This is a genomic window from Pyxidicoccus caerfyrddinensis (assembly GCF_010894405.1).
GTDB classification, from domain to species: Bacteria; Myxococcota; Myxococcia; order Myxococcales; family Myxococcaceae; genus Myxococcus; species Myxococcus caerfyrddinensis.
Genome location: NZ_JAAIYA010000056.1, coordinates 3,064 through 19,070, shown reverse-complemented (window position 1 = coordinate 19,070; position 16,007 = coordinate 3,064). Strand labels below are relative to the sequence as shown.

The 16,007-nt window shown below is 69.2% G+C and carries 1 protein-coding gene; it reads left to right on the top strand.

Annotated elements, in window-relative coordinates:
• On the top strand, positions 1-16,007 hold a 16,007-nt coding region (locus tag G4D86_RS51090; RefSeq protein ID WP_164002997.1), incomplete at both ends, for a non-ribosomal peptide synthetase.

Sequence of the window (16,007 nt, the reverse complement as noted above, 5' to 3'; positions counted from 1 at the left end):
TGCTGCCCGTGGGCCGGGTGAAGGAGCGACTGGCCTCCGGGCACGTGCTCATCAATGGGTATGGCCCGACGGAGAACACGACGTTCTCCGCGTGCTACCGGATGGAGGGCCCGGAGGAGCTGGGCGCTTCTGTGCCCATTGGCCGTCCCATCACCAACACGTCGGCGTACGTGCTGGACGGAGCGATGCAGCCGGTACCGGTGGGAGTGCCGGGCGAGCTGTACGTGGGAGGAGAAGGCCTGGCGGTGGGGTACGTGGGCCGGCCGGAGCTGACGGCGGAACGCTTCGTGCCCAGTCCCTTCGGAGACGGTGCACGCCTGTACTGCACGGGCGACGTGGTGCGTTGGCTCGTGGACGGGACACTGGAGTTCCTGGGTCGTCGTGACACGCAGGTGAAGGTGCGTGGCTTCCGCATCGAGCTGGGAGAAGTGGAGACGGCGCTCGCGTCGCACGCGGGCGTCAGCGAGGCCGTCGTCGTCGCGAGAGAGGACGGCACCGAGGGCAAGCGCCTGGTGGCGTACGTGACAGCGAAGGAGGGCATGGAGCTGGAGGCCAGCGTCCTGCGCACGCACCTGAAGCAGCGGCTACCGGAGTACATGGTGCCGTCGGCCTACGTGGTGCTGGACGCGCTGCCGCTGACGCCCAACGGCAAGGTGGACCGCAAGGCCCTGCCGACACCGGACGCCCACGCTCCGAAGCCGGAGACCTTCGAACCTCCGCGCACGGAGGCAGAGAAGAAGCTCGCCGCCATCTTCGCGGAAGTGCTGAACGCCGAGCAGGTCGGCCTGCACGGAGACTTCTTCGAGCTGGGCGGGCACTCGCTGCTCGCCACGCAGCTGGTCTCCCGCGTGCGAGAGACCTTCAGGGTCGAGCTGCCCCTGCGCGACGTCTTCGAAGCCCCCACGGTGGAGAAGCTGGCCGCGCGGCTGGCGGTGGACGTCAGGGACACGCAGGAAGTCCGCGGGCTGTACCTGAAGCATCAGCCGCGAAGTGGGGCATTGCCGCTGTCGTTCGCGCAGCAGCGGCTCTGGTTCCTGGATCAGCTGGAGCCCGGGAGCGCCTTCTACAACGTGCCGTCGGTGGTGAAGCTGACGGGGCACCTGGACCTCCAGGCCCTGGAGAAGAGCTTCGGCGAGCTCGTGCACCGTCACGAGTCACTGCGAACCACCTTCCGTGCGGAGGCCGGTGCGCCCGTGCAGGTCATCTCGACGGAGCCGGCACTCGCCATCGTGCGGGAGGACCTGAGCCGGCTGCCGGAGACGGAACGCGGCACCGCGGCCCAGCGCAGGGTGGAAGAGGAAATCGAGCGCCCGTTCAACCTGGAACAGGGCCCGCTGCTGCGGACGACGCTGCTGAAGCTGTCGGAGCAGGAGCACGTGCTGGTGCTGGTGATGCACCACATCGTCTCGGACGGCTGGTCGATGGGCATCCTCGTGCGCGAGGTGGTGGCGCTCTACGACGCATACGCCCGGGGCCGGGAGGCGGCGCTGCCTCCGTTGGGGCTGCAGTACGCGGACTACGCGGTGTGGCAGCGCGAGTGGCTGAAGGGCGAGGTCCTGGAAGCGCAGCTGGGCTACTGGCGCAAGCAGCTGGAAGGAGCGCCGAGGGCACTGGAGCTGCCGACGGACAAGCCGCGACCGGCGGCGCAGAGCTTCCGAGGGGACACGCGGACCTTCCAGTGGTCGAAGGGGCTCTGGGAGGCGGTGAAGACGCTGGCGCAGCACGAGGGGGCGACGCCCTTCATGGTGCTGCTGGCGGCCTTCCAGACGGTGCTGGGGAGGTACGCGGGGCAGGACGATGTGAGCGTGGGCACGGCCATCGCCAACCGGACGCGGGCGGAGACGGAGGGGCTGATTGGCTTCTTCGTCAACACGCTGGTGCTGAGGGCGAAGCTGGAGCAGGGGCAGAGCTTCCGCGAGCTGGTGCGGCAGGTAAGAGAGACGACGCTGGGCGCGTACGCGCACCAGGAGGTGCCCTTCGAGAGGCTGGTGGAGGAGCTGCAGCTCGAGCGGGACATGAGCCGGAGCGCGCTCTTCCAGGTGATGTTCGTGCTGCAGAACACGCCGAGCACGACGGTGAGCCTGCAGGGGCTGACGCTGGAGGGGGTCAAGTCGTCATCGGGCAAGACGGCGAAGTTCGACCTCACGCTGGAGGCGGGCGAGACGGAGAAGGGCCTCTCCGGCGTGCTCGAGTTCAACAGCGACCTGTTCGAGCCGGAGACGAGTGATCGACTGCTGGGGCACCTGCGGGTGCTGCTGGAGTCGGCGGTCGCACGTCCGGAACAGCGACTGAAGGACCTTCCGCTGATGGGCGAGGAGGAACGCCAGCGACTCGTGGGCGAGTGGAGCGGCAAGGCCACGGAATACCCGCGGGAGAAGTCCCTCGCGGAGTTGTTCGAGGCGCAGGCGCGGAAGACGCCAGACGCGGTGGCGGTGGAGCACGAGGGCCAGCGGCTCACGTACGTGGAGCTGAACCAGCGAGCCAACCGGCTGGCGCACCACCTGAGGGGAATGGGAGTGGGCCCCGAGGTGCGAGTGGGCCTGTGCGTGGAGCGCTCGCTGGAGTTGGTGGTGAGCGTGCTGGGCATCCTGAAGGCTGGTGGTGTGTACGTGCCGCTGGACCCCAGCTACCCGCTGGAGCGCCTGTCCTGGATGAAGCGCGAGGCGGGAGTCGCGCTGCTGGTGGCACAGGAGAAGCTGGCGGATGAGGTGGCTGAGGGCGGTGAGCTGGTCTTCTGCGTGGACTCGCAATGGGAAGTCCTCCTGCGCCAGCCGGAAGGGAACCTGCCGGTGCGCGTGGGTGGAGACCACCTGGCGTACGTGATGTTCACGTCGGGAAGCACGGGCCGACCGAAGGGCGTGGGCGTGCCGCACCGGGCTGTGTCGCGGTTGGTGCTGGGGACGGACTTCGCGCACTTCGGGCCGGAGGAGGTGTGGCTGCAGTTGGCACCCATTTCCTTCGACGCGTCGACGTTGGAGGTGTGGGGAGCGCTGCTGCACGGAGCGAAGCTGGTGGTGTACCCGGCGGGCACGCCCTCGCTGGAGGAACTGGGCCGCACGTTGGGCGAGGCCGGCATCACGTCCTTGTGGCTGACGGCGGCGCTCTTCGAGCAGATGCAGGCGAGGCAGCCGGAGGCGCTGGCGGGAGTGAAGCAGTTGCTGGCCGGTGGTGACGTGCTGCCCGTGGGCCGGGTGAAGGAGCGACTGGCCTCCGGAAACGTGCTCATCAACGGATACGGCCCGACGGAGAACACGACATTCTCCGCGTGCTACCGGATGGAGGGCCCAGAGGAGCTGGGAGCTTCGGTGCCCATTGGCCGTCCCGTCACCAACACGTCGGCGTACGTGCTGGACGGAGCGATGCAGCCGGTGCCTGTGGGAGTGTCGGGCGAGCTGTACGTGGGAGGAGAAGGCCTGGCGGTGGGGTACGTGGGCCGGCCGGAGCTGACAGCGGAGCGCTTCGTGCCCAACCCGTTCGGGAAGGGAGAGCGGCTGTACCGCACGGGCGACGTGGTGCGATGGCGCGTGGACGGGACGCTGGAGTTCCTGGGCCGGCGAGACACGCAGGTGAAGGTGCGTGGCTTCCGCATCGAACTGGGAGAGGTGGAGGCAGCGCTGGCGCAGCACCTGGGCGTCAGCGAGGCCGTCGTCGTCGCGAGAGAGGACGGCGCCGAGGGCAAGCGCCTGGTGGCGTACGTGACGGCGAAGGAGGGCGCAGCGCTGGAGGCCAGCGGTCTGCGCACGCATCTGAAGCAGCGGTTGCCTGAGTACATGGTGCCGTCCGCGTACGTGGTGCTGGACACGCTGCCGCTGACGCCGAACGGCAAGGTGGACCGAAAGTCCCTTCCCGAACCGAAGGCTTCCATCAGCCCGGCAGGTACTGAATACGAGGCGCCGCGCACTCCCGCGGAGGAGGTACTCGCAGGGCTCTTCGAGCAGGTCCTCGGAGTCGAGCGCGTCGGTACGAAGGACGACTTCTTCGAGCTGGGCGGGCACTCCCTGCTGGCCACGCAGGTCATCTCGCGGATTCGCAGCACGTTTGGTGTCGAGCTCCCACTGCGTGCGCTCTTCGAGGCGCCCACGGTGGCGGCACTCGTCGAACGGACGGAGCGGGAGGCACACGCAGGCGCCGCGCTGGCTGTTCCGCCCCTGAGACCGCGCGTGGAGCGAAATGCGGCCCTGCCGCTGTCGTTCGCGCAGCAGCGACTGTGGTTCCTGGACCGATTGGAGCCGGGAAGCGCCTTCTACAACGTGCCAGCCGTGGTGCGTGCGGAGGGCGCGCTGGACGTGCGCGTGCTCCAGCGGAGCTTCGAGGAACTGGTCCGCCGGCATGAATCCCTGCGCACGACGTTCGGCGCCCGGGGTGAGATTCCCGTCCAGGTCATCTCCGCGGAGCCGTTGCTCGCCTTCGGGGTGAAGGACCTGAGCACGGTGCCGGGAGACGTGCGCGAAGCGGAGGCCATGCGGCTCGTGGAGGAGGAGTCGCAACGGCCCTTCGATCTGGAGCACGGACCGCTGCTGCGGATGACGCTGCTGAGACTGTCCGAACAGGAGCACGTGCTGGTGCTGGTGATGCACCACATCGTCTCGGACGGTTGGTCGATGAACGTCCTCGTGCGCGAGATCGCCGCGCTCTACGAGGCGTTCTCGGAAGGCCGCACGTCCCCACTGCCGGAGCTGGCGGTGCAGTACGCGGACTACGCGGTGTGGCAGCGCGAGTGGCAGAAGGGCGCGGTGCTGGAAGCGCAGCTCAGGTACTGGAGGCAGCAGCTCGAAGGGGCCACCCGTGCTCTGGAACTGCCGACGGACCGGCCGCGACCGGCGGTGCAGGCCTTCCGCGGGAGACACGTCGAGGCCCAGTGGTCGAAGCGCTTGTGGGACGGTGCGAAGACGCTGGCGCAGCGCGAGGGAGCGACGCCGTTCATGGTGTTGCTGGCGGCGTTCCAGACGGTGCTGTCGCGTTACTCGGGGCAGGAGGACGTGAGCGTCGGAGCACCCATCGCGGGCCGCACGCAGGCGGAGACCGAGGGGCTGATTGGCTTCTTCGCCAACATGCTGGTGCTTCGCTCGAAGCTGTCATCCCACCAGAGCTTCCTCCAACTGCTGATGCAGGTGCGGGAGACGACGCTGGGGGCGTACGCGCACCAGGAAGTGCCCTTCGAGAAGTTGGTGGAGGAGCTGCAGCCGGAGAGAGACCTGAGCCGCAGCCCGCTGTTCCAGGTGACGCTGACGCTGCAGAACACGCCGACGACGGAAGTGAAGCTGAGGCAGGGACTGACGCTGTCGGGAGTGGAGTCGGAAGAGAAGACGTCGAAGTACGACCTGTCGCTGCTGGTGCGGGAGGTGCCGGGGGGAGTGGCGGCGGCGGTGAACTACAACAGCGACCTCTTCGACGCGGCGACGATGGAGCGCCTGCTGCGTCATCTGAGGGTGCTGCTGGAGTCCGCGGTGGCAAGGCCCGAGCAGCGACTGCTGGACCTGCCGCTGATGGACGACGCGGAACGCCGGCAACTGGTGGGTGGGTGGAGCGGCAAGGCCGCGGAGTACCCGCGAGAGGCGTCGCTGGCGGAGCTGTTCGAAGCGCAGGTGCTGAGGACCCCTGACGCGGTGGCGGTGGCGTACGAGGGAGCGCGTCTCACGTACGCGGAACTCAATCGGCGGGCCAACCAACTGGCGCACCATCTGAGGTCGATGGGCGTGGGCCCTGAGGTGCGGGTGGGCCTGTGCGTGGAGCGCTCGCTGGAGCTGGTGGTGAGTGTGCTCGGCATCCTCAAGGCCGGTGGCGTGTATGTGCCGCTCGATGCCAGCTACCCGCTGGAGCGCCTGTCCTGGATGAAGCGCGAGGCGGGAATCGCCGTCCTCGTCGCCCAGGAGAAGTTGGCGGAGGAGGTCGCCGAAGGTAGCGAGCTGCTGGTGTGCGTGGACACTGAGTGGTCCGTCATTGCTCGCCAGCCGGAGGGCAACCTGCCGGTACGAGCGGGTGGAGACCACCTGGCGTACGTGATGTTCACGTCGGGAAGCACGGGCCGTCCGAAGGGCGTGGGAGTGCCGCACCGAGCGGTGTCGCGGCTGGTGCTGGGGACGGACTACGCGCACTTCGGGCCGGGAGAGGTGTGGCTGCAGTTGGCGCCCATCTCCTTCGATGCATCGACGTTGGAGGTGTGGGGAGCGCTGCTGCACGGAGCGAAGCTGGTGGTGTACCCGGCGGGCCCGCCTTCGCTGGAGGAGCTGGGCCGCACGTTGGGAGAAGCGGGAATCACGTCACTGTGGCTGACGGCGGCACTGTTCGAGCAGATGCAGGCGAGGCAGCCGGAGGCGCTGGCTGGAGTGAAGCAGTTGCTGGCCGGTGGTGACGTGCTGCCCGTGGGCCGGGTGAAGGAACGGCTCGCTGCTGGTGGAGTCCTCATCAACGGGTACGGCCCGACGGAGAACACGACGTTCTCCGCGTGCTACCGGATGGAGGGCCCGGAGGAGCTGGGCGCCTCGGTGCCCATCGGCCGTCCCATCACCAACACGCAGGCGTACGTGCTGGACGGGGTGATGCAGCCGGTACCGGTGGGAGTGCCGGGCGAGCTGTACGTGGGAGGAGAAGGCCTGGCGGTGGGGTACGTGGGCCGGCCGGAGCTGACGGCGGAGCGCTTCGTGCCCAACCCGTTCGGGAAGGGAGAGCGGCTGTACCGCACGGGCGACGTGGTGCGCTGGCTCGGGGACGGGACGCTGGAGTTCCTGGGCCGGGGAGACACGCAGGTGAAGGTGCGTGGCTTCCGCATCGAGCTGGGAGAGGTGGAGACGGCGCTGGCGCAGCACCCGGGCGTCAGCGAAGTCGTCGTCGTCGCGAGAGAGGATGGCACCGAGGGCAAGCGGTTGGTGGCCTACGTGACGGCGAAGGAGGGGGCCGCCATCGACGCGGCCACCCTGCGCGCGCACCTGAAGCAGCGGCTACCGGAGTACATGGTGCCGTCCGCCTACGTGGTGCTGGATGCACTGCCGCTGACGCCCAACGGAAAGGTGGACCGCAGGGCCCTGCCGACGCCAGACGCACCGAAGCAGGAAGTGTTCGAAGCTCCGCGCACGGAGACCGAGCAGAAGCTGGCGGCCATCTTCGCGGAGGTGCTCAACCTCGATCTGGTCGGCCTGCACGGCGACTTCTTCGAGCTGGGAGGCCACTCGCTGCTCGCCACGCAGCTCGTCTCCCGGGTCCGCGTGGCCTTCCAGGTCGAGCTGCCCCTGCGCGACGTCTTCGAAGCCTCCACGGTGGAGAAGCTGGCCGCGCGTCTGGGCGCCGGACTGTCCAGCGGACCGGGCCTCCAGTCGCCGCCACTGAAGCGCGTTCCGCGCACCAGCCCCCTGCCGCTGTCGTTCGCACAGCAGCGGCTGTGGTTCCTGGATCAGCTCGAACCCGGGGGCAGCGCCTACAACATCCCCATGGCGGTGAAGCTGACCGGGACGTTGCACGTCGAAGCCCTGGAGCGCGCCTTCGAGGAGCTGGTGCGCCGTCACGAGTCGCTGCGCACGACCTTCCAGGAGCAGGGCGGCTCACCCGTGCAGGTCATCTCGCCCAAGGCACACGTGCGCCTGCGGACCGAGGACCTCACCGTTGCATCCGCAGAAGAGCGGGCATCGGAAGCGGCACGCATCTTCGCCGAGGAGGCCCAGCGCCCGTTCAGCCTGGAGCACGGGCCGTTGCTGAGGACGACGCTGCTCAAGCTGTCGGAGCAGGAGCACGTGCTGGTGCTGGTGATGCACCACATCGTGTCCGACGGCTGGTCGATGGACGTCCTCGTGCGCGAGGCGGGAGCGCTGTACGAATCGTGCTCGCGGGGCCTGTCGTCGCCGCTGCCCGAGCTGCCGCTCCAATACGCGGACTACGCGGTGTGGCAGCGCGAGTGGTTGAAGGATGAGGTGCTCTACGCCCAGCTCGCGTACTGGAAGCACCAGCTCCAGGGCGCCCCGGCCGTGCTGGAGCTGCCCACGGACAAGCCACGCCCCACGGTGCAGACGTTCGCCGGCGAGGGCCGCGGCTTCCTGTGGCCGCGCGAGCTGTGGGAGTCCACGAAGGCGCTGGCGCACGGCGAAGGCGCGACGCCCTTCATGGTGTTGCTCGCGGCCTTCCAGACGGTGCTGTCTCGCTACTCGGGGCAGGACGACGTGTGCGTGGGCTCGCCCATCGCCAATCGCACCCGGGCGGAGACGGAGGGCCTCATCGGCTTCTTCGTCAACACGCTCGTGCTGCGGGCGAGGCTCGGTGGCAACCCCACCTTCCGGCAGCTCGTGGCGCAGGCGCGCGAGGTGACGCTGGGGGCCTACGCCCACCAGGACGTGCCGTTCGAGAAGTTGGTGGAGGAGCTCAAGCCCGAGCGGCACCTGAACCGCAGCCCGCTGTTCCAGGTGATGTTCATCCTGCAGAACACGCCGACGACGGAGCTGCGGCTGTCGGGGCTGACGCTGGCGGGCATGGACACGGACGCCCGGACGTCGAAGTTCGACCTGACGCTGGCGCTGACCGAGCTGCCGCAGGGGCTCTCCGTCGGCGTCGCGTACAACCGCGACCTCTACCATCAGGACACGGTGGACCGGCTGGTGGGGCACCTGCGCGTGCTGCTGGAGGCGGCCGTCCGCGCTCCGGATACGCGGCTGGCGGCCCTGCCGCTGACGGTCGACGTGGAGCGGCAGCGGCTCCTCGTGGAGTGGAACGACACCCACGCCACCTTCGCACCCGTCACCGTGCAGGCCCTCTTCGAGGCTCAGGCGGCGCGGACTCCGGATGCCGAGGCCGTCGTCGCCGAGGACTCGCGCCTGACGTACCGGGAGCTCAACCGGCGTGCGAACCAGCTGGCGCACCACCTGCGCGAGCTGGGCGTGGGCCCCGAGGTGCCGGTGGGCCTGTACCTGGACCGCTCCGCGAGTGCCCTGGTGGGCCTGTGGGGCATCCTCAAGGCGGGTGGCGCCTACGTGCCCCTGGACCCGGCCTTCCCCCTCGAGCGCCTGCGCGCCATCCTCGCGGACGCGGGAGCACGGGCGCTCGTCACGCAGTCGACGCTGGCGGAACGCCTCGGATGGAGCGCCGGAGCGGTCATCCGCCTCGACGCGGACGCACCCGTGCTGACCGGGCGGAGCGATGCGGACCCCGTGCCCGTGGCGGCACCGGAGAACCTCGCCTACGTCATCTTCACCTCTGGCTCCACCGGCCGGCCGAAGGGCGTGGCCATCGAGCATCGGCAGCTCATCAACTACGTGGAGGGCGTCTCGCGCAGGCTGGAGCTGCCGGACTCGGCGAGCTTCGCCTCCGTGTCCACGCTGGCTGCGGACCTCGGCAACACCGCGGTCTTCCCCGCGCTCTGCCATGGCGGAGCGCTGCACCTGGTGTCGCGCGAGCAGGCCTCGGACCCCGCGGCGCTGGCCGCGCTCTTCGAGCGTGAGGCGGTGGACTGCCTGAAGATCGTCCCCCCGCACCTCCAGGCGCTCCTGGCCTCGGGGAATCCGGAGCGGGTGCTCCCGCGCCAGCGGCTGGTGCTGGGCGGAGACGTGTCGGACTGGTCGCTCATCGACCGGGTCCACGCGCTGGCCCCCGGGCTGGAGGTGTTCAACCACTACGGACCCACCGAGACGACGGTGGGTGTGCTCACGCTAAAGGTGGCACGCGGAGCGGAGGGGCGCGTGTCCGTGTCCGTGCCGCTCGGCCGGCCCATTCCCAATGCGCGCACCTACGTGCTGGATGCGCGGCTCGTCCCCGTGCCCGTGGGCGTTCCGGGGGAGCTGTGCATCGGCGGCCTCGTCGTAGGCCGTGGCTACCTGGGCCGTCCGGACCTGACCGCGGAGCGCTTCATTCCGGACCCGTATTCCGGCGCGCCGGGAGCGCGGATGTACCGCACGGGCGACAGGGCCCGCGTGCTCGCGGATGGGCGAATCGAGTTCCTCGGCCGCGTGGACCATCAGCTCAAGCTTCGCGGCTACCGCGTGGAGCTCGGCGAGGTGGAAGCCGCACTCGAACGTCACCCCGCGGTGCGCGAGGCCGTCGTCCTGGCGCGTGATGGGCAGTCGGGAGGCAAGCGGCTCGTTGCCTACGCGGTGCCGGTTGCGGGCCAGACGCTGGTGGCCGAGTCGCTCCGTGACTTCCTGAGCGTGACGCTTCCCGACTACATGGTGCCGCAGGCGTTCGTGGTGCTGGACGCGCTGCCGCTGACGCCCAACGGCAAGGTGGACCGGGGGGCGCTGCCGGCACCGGACTTCGTCGTGGCCGAGCCCGAGTCCTTCACCGCGCCCCGTACGGAGACGGAGAAGGTGCTCGCGGGCCTCTTCGCCGAGGTGCTCGGACTGGCGCAGGTGCAAGTGGGCGTCCACGGGAGCTTCTTCGAGCTCGGAGGACACTCGTTGCTGGCCACGCAGGCCATCTCGCGGATTCGTGGTGCCTTCGGCATCGACCTGCCGCTGCGTGAGCTCTTCGAGGCGCCCACGGTCGCGGCGCTGGCGGACCGCGTGGACCGTGCGGTGCGAGCGGGGGTGGGCTTCATCGCGCCGCCCCTGAGGCGGAGGCGGGAGCAGCAGGACGTCCTGCCGCTGTCCTACGCGCAGCAGCGCCTGTGGTTCCTGGAGCAGCTCACGCCGGGCAGCGCGTTCTACAATGTGCCGGCGGTGGTGAAGCTGACCGGGCCGCTGGACGTGGCCGCGCTCGAGCGGAGCTTCGAGGCGCTGGTGCGCCGGCACGAGTCGCTGCGCACCACGTTCCGCGCCGAGGGCGGCCTGCCCGTGCAGGTCATCTCACCCGCGGGCCGTGTGGAGCTGAAGAGGGTGGACCTGGGCGGACTCCCGGAGGCGGAGCGCGAGCAGGAAGCTCGCCGCCGCGCGGAGGAGGAGGCCGCCCGGCCGTTCGACCTGGCGCAGGGGCCGTTGCTGAAGACGTCGCTGCTGCGGCTCGGGGAGCAGGAGCACGTGCTGGTGCTGATGACGCACCACATCGTCTCCGACGGCTGGTCGATGGGCATCCTCGTGCGCGAGGTGGCCGCGCTGTACGAGGCCTTCTCTCTGGGCCGCACGTCCCCGCTGCCGGAGCTGGCGGTGCAGTACCCGGACTACGCGGTCTGGCAGCGCGAGTGGTTGAAGGGCGAGGTGCTGGAGGCACAGCTCGGGTACTGGAAGCAGCAGCTCGAAGGAGCACCGGCCACCCTGGAGCTGCCGACGGACAAGCCGCGTCCGGCAGTGCAGACCTTCCGTGGCGAGGTCCGGCAGGCGCTGTGGCCGAAGGCGCTCTGGCGCGACCTGGAGTCGCTCGGCCGGCGCGAGGGAGCAACGCCGTTCATGGTGTTGCTGGCGGCGTTCCAGACGGTGCTGTCGCGCTACGCGGGACAGGAGGACGTGAGCGTGGGCGCGCCCATCGCGGGGCGCACGCAAGCGGAGACGGAGGGGCTGATTGGCTTCTTCGCCAACATGCTCGTGCTGAGGGCGAAGCTGGAGGCAGGGCAGAGCTTCCGTCAGTTGCTGAGGCAGGTGAGGGAGACGACGCTGGGGGCGTACGCGCACCAGGAGGTGCCGTTCGAGAAGCTGGTGGAGGAGCTGCAGCCGGAGCGAGACCTGAGCCGCAGCCCGCTATTCCAGGTGACGCTGACGCTGCAGAACATTCCGACGACGGAAGTGAAGCTGAAGCAGGGGCTGACGCTGTCGGGAGTGGAGTCGGAGTTGGCGACGTCGAAGTACGACCTGTCGCTGGTGGTGCAGGAGGTGCCGCACGGAGTGGTGGCGGCGGTGAACTACAACAGTGAGCTGTTCGAAGCCGCGACGATGGTGCGACTGCTGGGGCATTTGCAGGTGCTGCTGGAGTCGGCGGTGGCGAGGCCCGAGCAGCGACTGCTGGACCTGCCGCTGATGGGTAATGCGGAGCGAAAGCAGCTCGTAGGCGAGTGGGGCGGCAAGGCCGCGGAGTACCCGCGAGAGGCCTCGCTGGCGGAGCTGTTCGAGGCCCAGGTGCGGAGGACACCAGACTCGGTGGCGGTGGAATACGCGGGCCAGCGACTGACGTACGCGGAGCTGAACCGCCGGGCCAACCAGCTGGCGCACCACCTGAAGGGGATGGGAGTGGGGCCCGAGGTGCGGGTGGGCCTGTGCGTGGAGCGCTCGCTGGAGTTGGTGGTGAGCGTGCTGGGCATTCTCAAGGCCGGCGGCGTGTACGTGCCCCTGGATGCGAGCTACCCGCTGGAGCGCCTGTCCTGGATGAAGCGCGAGGCGGGAGTCGCCGTCCTCGTCACCCAGGAGAAGTTGGCGGAGGAGGTCGCCGAAGGCAGCGAGTTGCTGGTGTGCGTGGATACGGAGTGGGCCACCATCGCGCGTCAGCCGGAGACGTCGCCTTCCATCCAGGTCAGCGGAGCGAACCTGGCGTACGTGATGTTCACGTCGGGAAGCACGGGCCGCCCGAAGGGTGTGGGCGTGCCGCACCGAGCGGTGTCCCGGTTGGTGCTGGGGACGGACTTCGCGCACTTCGGGCCGGAAGAGGTGTGGCTGCAGTTGGCGCCCATCTCCTTCGACGCGTCGACGCTGGAGGTGTGGGGCGCGCTGCTGCACGGCGCGAAGCTGGTGGTGTACCCGGCGGGTACGCCCTCGCTGGAGGATCTGGGCCGCACGTTGGGCAAAGCGGGCATCACGTCGTTGTGGCTGACGGCGGCGCTGTTCGAGCAGATGCAGGCAAGGCAGCCGGAGGCCCTGGCCGGAGTGAAGCAGTTGCTGGCCGGTGGTGACGTGCTGCCTGTGGGGCGCGTGCGTGAGCGGCTGGCCTCCGGGAAGGTGCTCATCAACGGGTACGGGCCGACGGAGAACACGACGTTCTCCGCGTGCTACCGGATGGAGGACCCACAGCAGCTGGGCGCCTCGGTGCCCATTGGCCGTCCCATCACCAACACGCAGGCGTACGTGCTGGACGGAGCGATGCAGCTGGTACCGGTGGGCGTGCCGGGCGAGCTGTACGTGGGAGGCGAGGGCCTGGCAGTGGGGTACGTGGGCCGGCCGGAGCTGACGGCGGAGCGCTTCGTGCCCAACCCGTTCGGGAAGGGAGAGCGGCTGTACCGCACGGGCGACGTGGTGCGCTGGAGCGGGGACGGGACACTGGAGTTCCTGGGCCGACGAGACACGCAGGTGAAGGTGCGCGGCTTCCGCATCGAGCCAGGCGAAGTGGAGACGGCGCTCGCGTCGCACGCGGGCGTCAACGAGGCCGTCGTCATCGCGAGGGAGGACGGCACCGAGGGCAAGCGCCTGGTGGCGTACGTGACGGCGAAGGAGGGCGTGGAGCTGGAGGCCAGCGTCCTGCGCACGCACCTGAAGCAGCGGCTGCCGGAGTACATGGTGCCGTCCGCGTACGTGGTGCTGGACGCGATGCCGCTGACGCCGAACGGCAAGGTGGACCGCAAGGCCCTGCCGACACCGGACGCCCACGCACCGAAGCCGGAGGCGTTCGAAGCTCCGCGCACGGAGACCGAGCAGAAGCTGGCGGCCATCTTCGCGGAGGTGCTGAACGTCGAGCAGGTCGGCCTGCATGGGGACTTCTTCGAACTGGGAGGCCACTCGCTGCTCGCTACGCAGCTGGTCTCGCGCGTGCAGGAAGCCTTCAAGGTCGAGCTGCCGCTGCGCGACGTCTTCGAAGCTCCCACGGTGGAGACGCTGGCGGAGCGGATCGGGGCCGGGAACTCGAAGGGACTCCGGGTACCGCCCTTGAAGCCTGCGCTGCGCGATGGAGCGCTACCGCTGTCGTTCGCACAGCAGCGGCTCTGGTTCCTGGATCAGCTGGAGCCGGGCAGCGCCTTCTACAACGTGCCGTCGGTGGTGAAGCTGACGGGGCAGCTGGATGTCGATGCCTTGGAGAAGAGCTTCCGCGAGCTGGTGCGCCGTCATGAGTCGCTGCGCACCACGTTCCGCACCGAGGCGGGTGCTCCCGTGCAGATCATCTCGACGGAGCCGGCACTCGTCATCGTGCGAGAGGACCTGAGCCGGCTGCCGGAAGCAGACAGGGCCCAGTCAACACAGCGCTGGGTGGAAGAAGAAGTCGAACGTCCGTTCAACCTGGCGCAGGGCCCGCTGCTGCGGACGGCACTGGTGAAGCTGTCGGAGCAGGAGCACGTGCTGGTGCTGGTGATGCACCACATCGTCTCGGACGGCTGGTCGATGGGCATCCTCGTGCGCGAGATGGTGGCGCTCTACGAGGCATATGCACAGGGTCGTCAGCCTGCATTGCCGGAGCTGGCGGTGCAGTACGCGGACTACGCGGTATGGCAGCGCGAGTGGCTGAAGGGGGAGGTGCTGGAGGCGCAACTCGCGTATTGGAAGCAGCAGCTCACCGGGGCCCCACAAGCGCTGGAACTGCCGACGGACAAGCCGCGTCCGGCGGTGCAGAGCTTCCGGGGCGACACGCGGAGCTTCCAGTGGTCGAAGGGGCTCTGGGAGGCGGTGAAGACGCTGGCGCAGCAGGAAGGGGCCACGCCCTTCATGGTGCTGCTGGCGGCGTTCCAGACGGTGCTGGGAAGGTACGCGAGGCAGGACGACGTGAGCGTGGGCACGGCCATCGCCAACCGCACGCGCGCGGAGACGGAGGGGCTGATTGGCTTCTTCGTCAACACGCTCGTGCTGCGGGCGCGGCTGGACGGCAACTCCACCTTCCGCGAGCTGCTGAGGCAGGTGCGGGAGACGACGCTGGGCGCGTACGCGCACCAGGAAGTGCCCTTCGAGAGGCTGGTGGAGCAGCTGCAGCCCGAGCGGGACATGAGCCGGAGCGCGCTCTTCCAGGTGATGTTCGTGCTGCAGAACGCGCCGGGCTCGGCGGTGAGTCTGCCGGGGCTGAAGTTGGAGGCGGCCGAGTCGTCGGGCAAGACGTCGAAGTTCGACCTGACGCTCGGAATGGCTGCATCGGGCGACGGCGGTGTGGCGGGTGCGCTGGAGTTCAACAGCGACCTGTTCGAGCCCACGACCATCGAGCGGCTGTTGGGGCACCTGCGCGTACTCCTCGAGTCGGCGGTGGCGCGTCCGGAGCAGCGGTTGGATGCGCTGCCGCTGATGGTCGGAGTGGAGCGGCGGCGGCTGGTGCAGGACTGGAGCGGGAAGCCCGCGGAGTACCCGCACGAGGCCTCTCTTGCCGAGCTGTTCGAGGGCCAGGTGCGGAGGACACCTGACGCTGTGGCGGTGGAGCACGCAGGCCAGCGGCTGACGTACACGGAGCTCAACCGCAAGGCCAATCAGCTGGCGCACCACCTGAGGGGAATGGGAGTGGGCCCCGAGGTGCGAGTGGGGCTGTGCGTGGAGCGCTCGCTGGAGCTGGTGGTGAGCGTGCTTGGCATCCTGAAGGCGGGCGGCGTGTACGTGCCGCTCGATGCCAGCTACCCGCAAGAGCGACTGGCGTGGATGAAGCAGGAGGCCGACGTATCGCTGCTGGTGACCCAGCAGAAGCTGCTGCCGTCCTTGACCCAGACGGAAGTCGAGCGAGTGGTGTGCGTGGATACGGAGTGGGCCGTCATTACGCGCCAGTCGGACGACAACCCGCCGACGCGGGTGGGCGGTGAGAACCTGGCGTACGTGATGTTCACGTCGGGAAGCACGGGCCGACCGAAGGGAGTGGGCGTGCCGCACCGCGCAGTGTCGCGGTTGGTGCTGAGGACGGACTTCGCGCACTTCGGGCCAGAAGAGGTGTGGCTGCAGCTGGCGCCCATCTCCTTCGACGCCTCCACGTTGGAGGTGTGGGGAGCGCTGCTGCACGGCGCGAAGCTGGTGGTGTACCCGGCGGGTACGCCCTCGCTGGAGGAGCTGGGCCGCACGCTGGGAGAAGCGGGCATCACGTCGTTGTGGCTGACGGCGGCACTGTTCGAGCAGATGCAGGCAAGGCAGCCGGAGGCGCTGGCGGGAGTGAAGCAGTTGCTGGCCGGTGGTGACGTGCTGCCCGTGGGCCGGGTGAAGGAACGGCTCGCTGCTGGTGGAGTCCTCATCAACGGGTACGGCCCGACGGAGAACACGACGTTCTCCGCGTGCTACCGGATGGAGGGC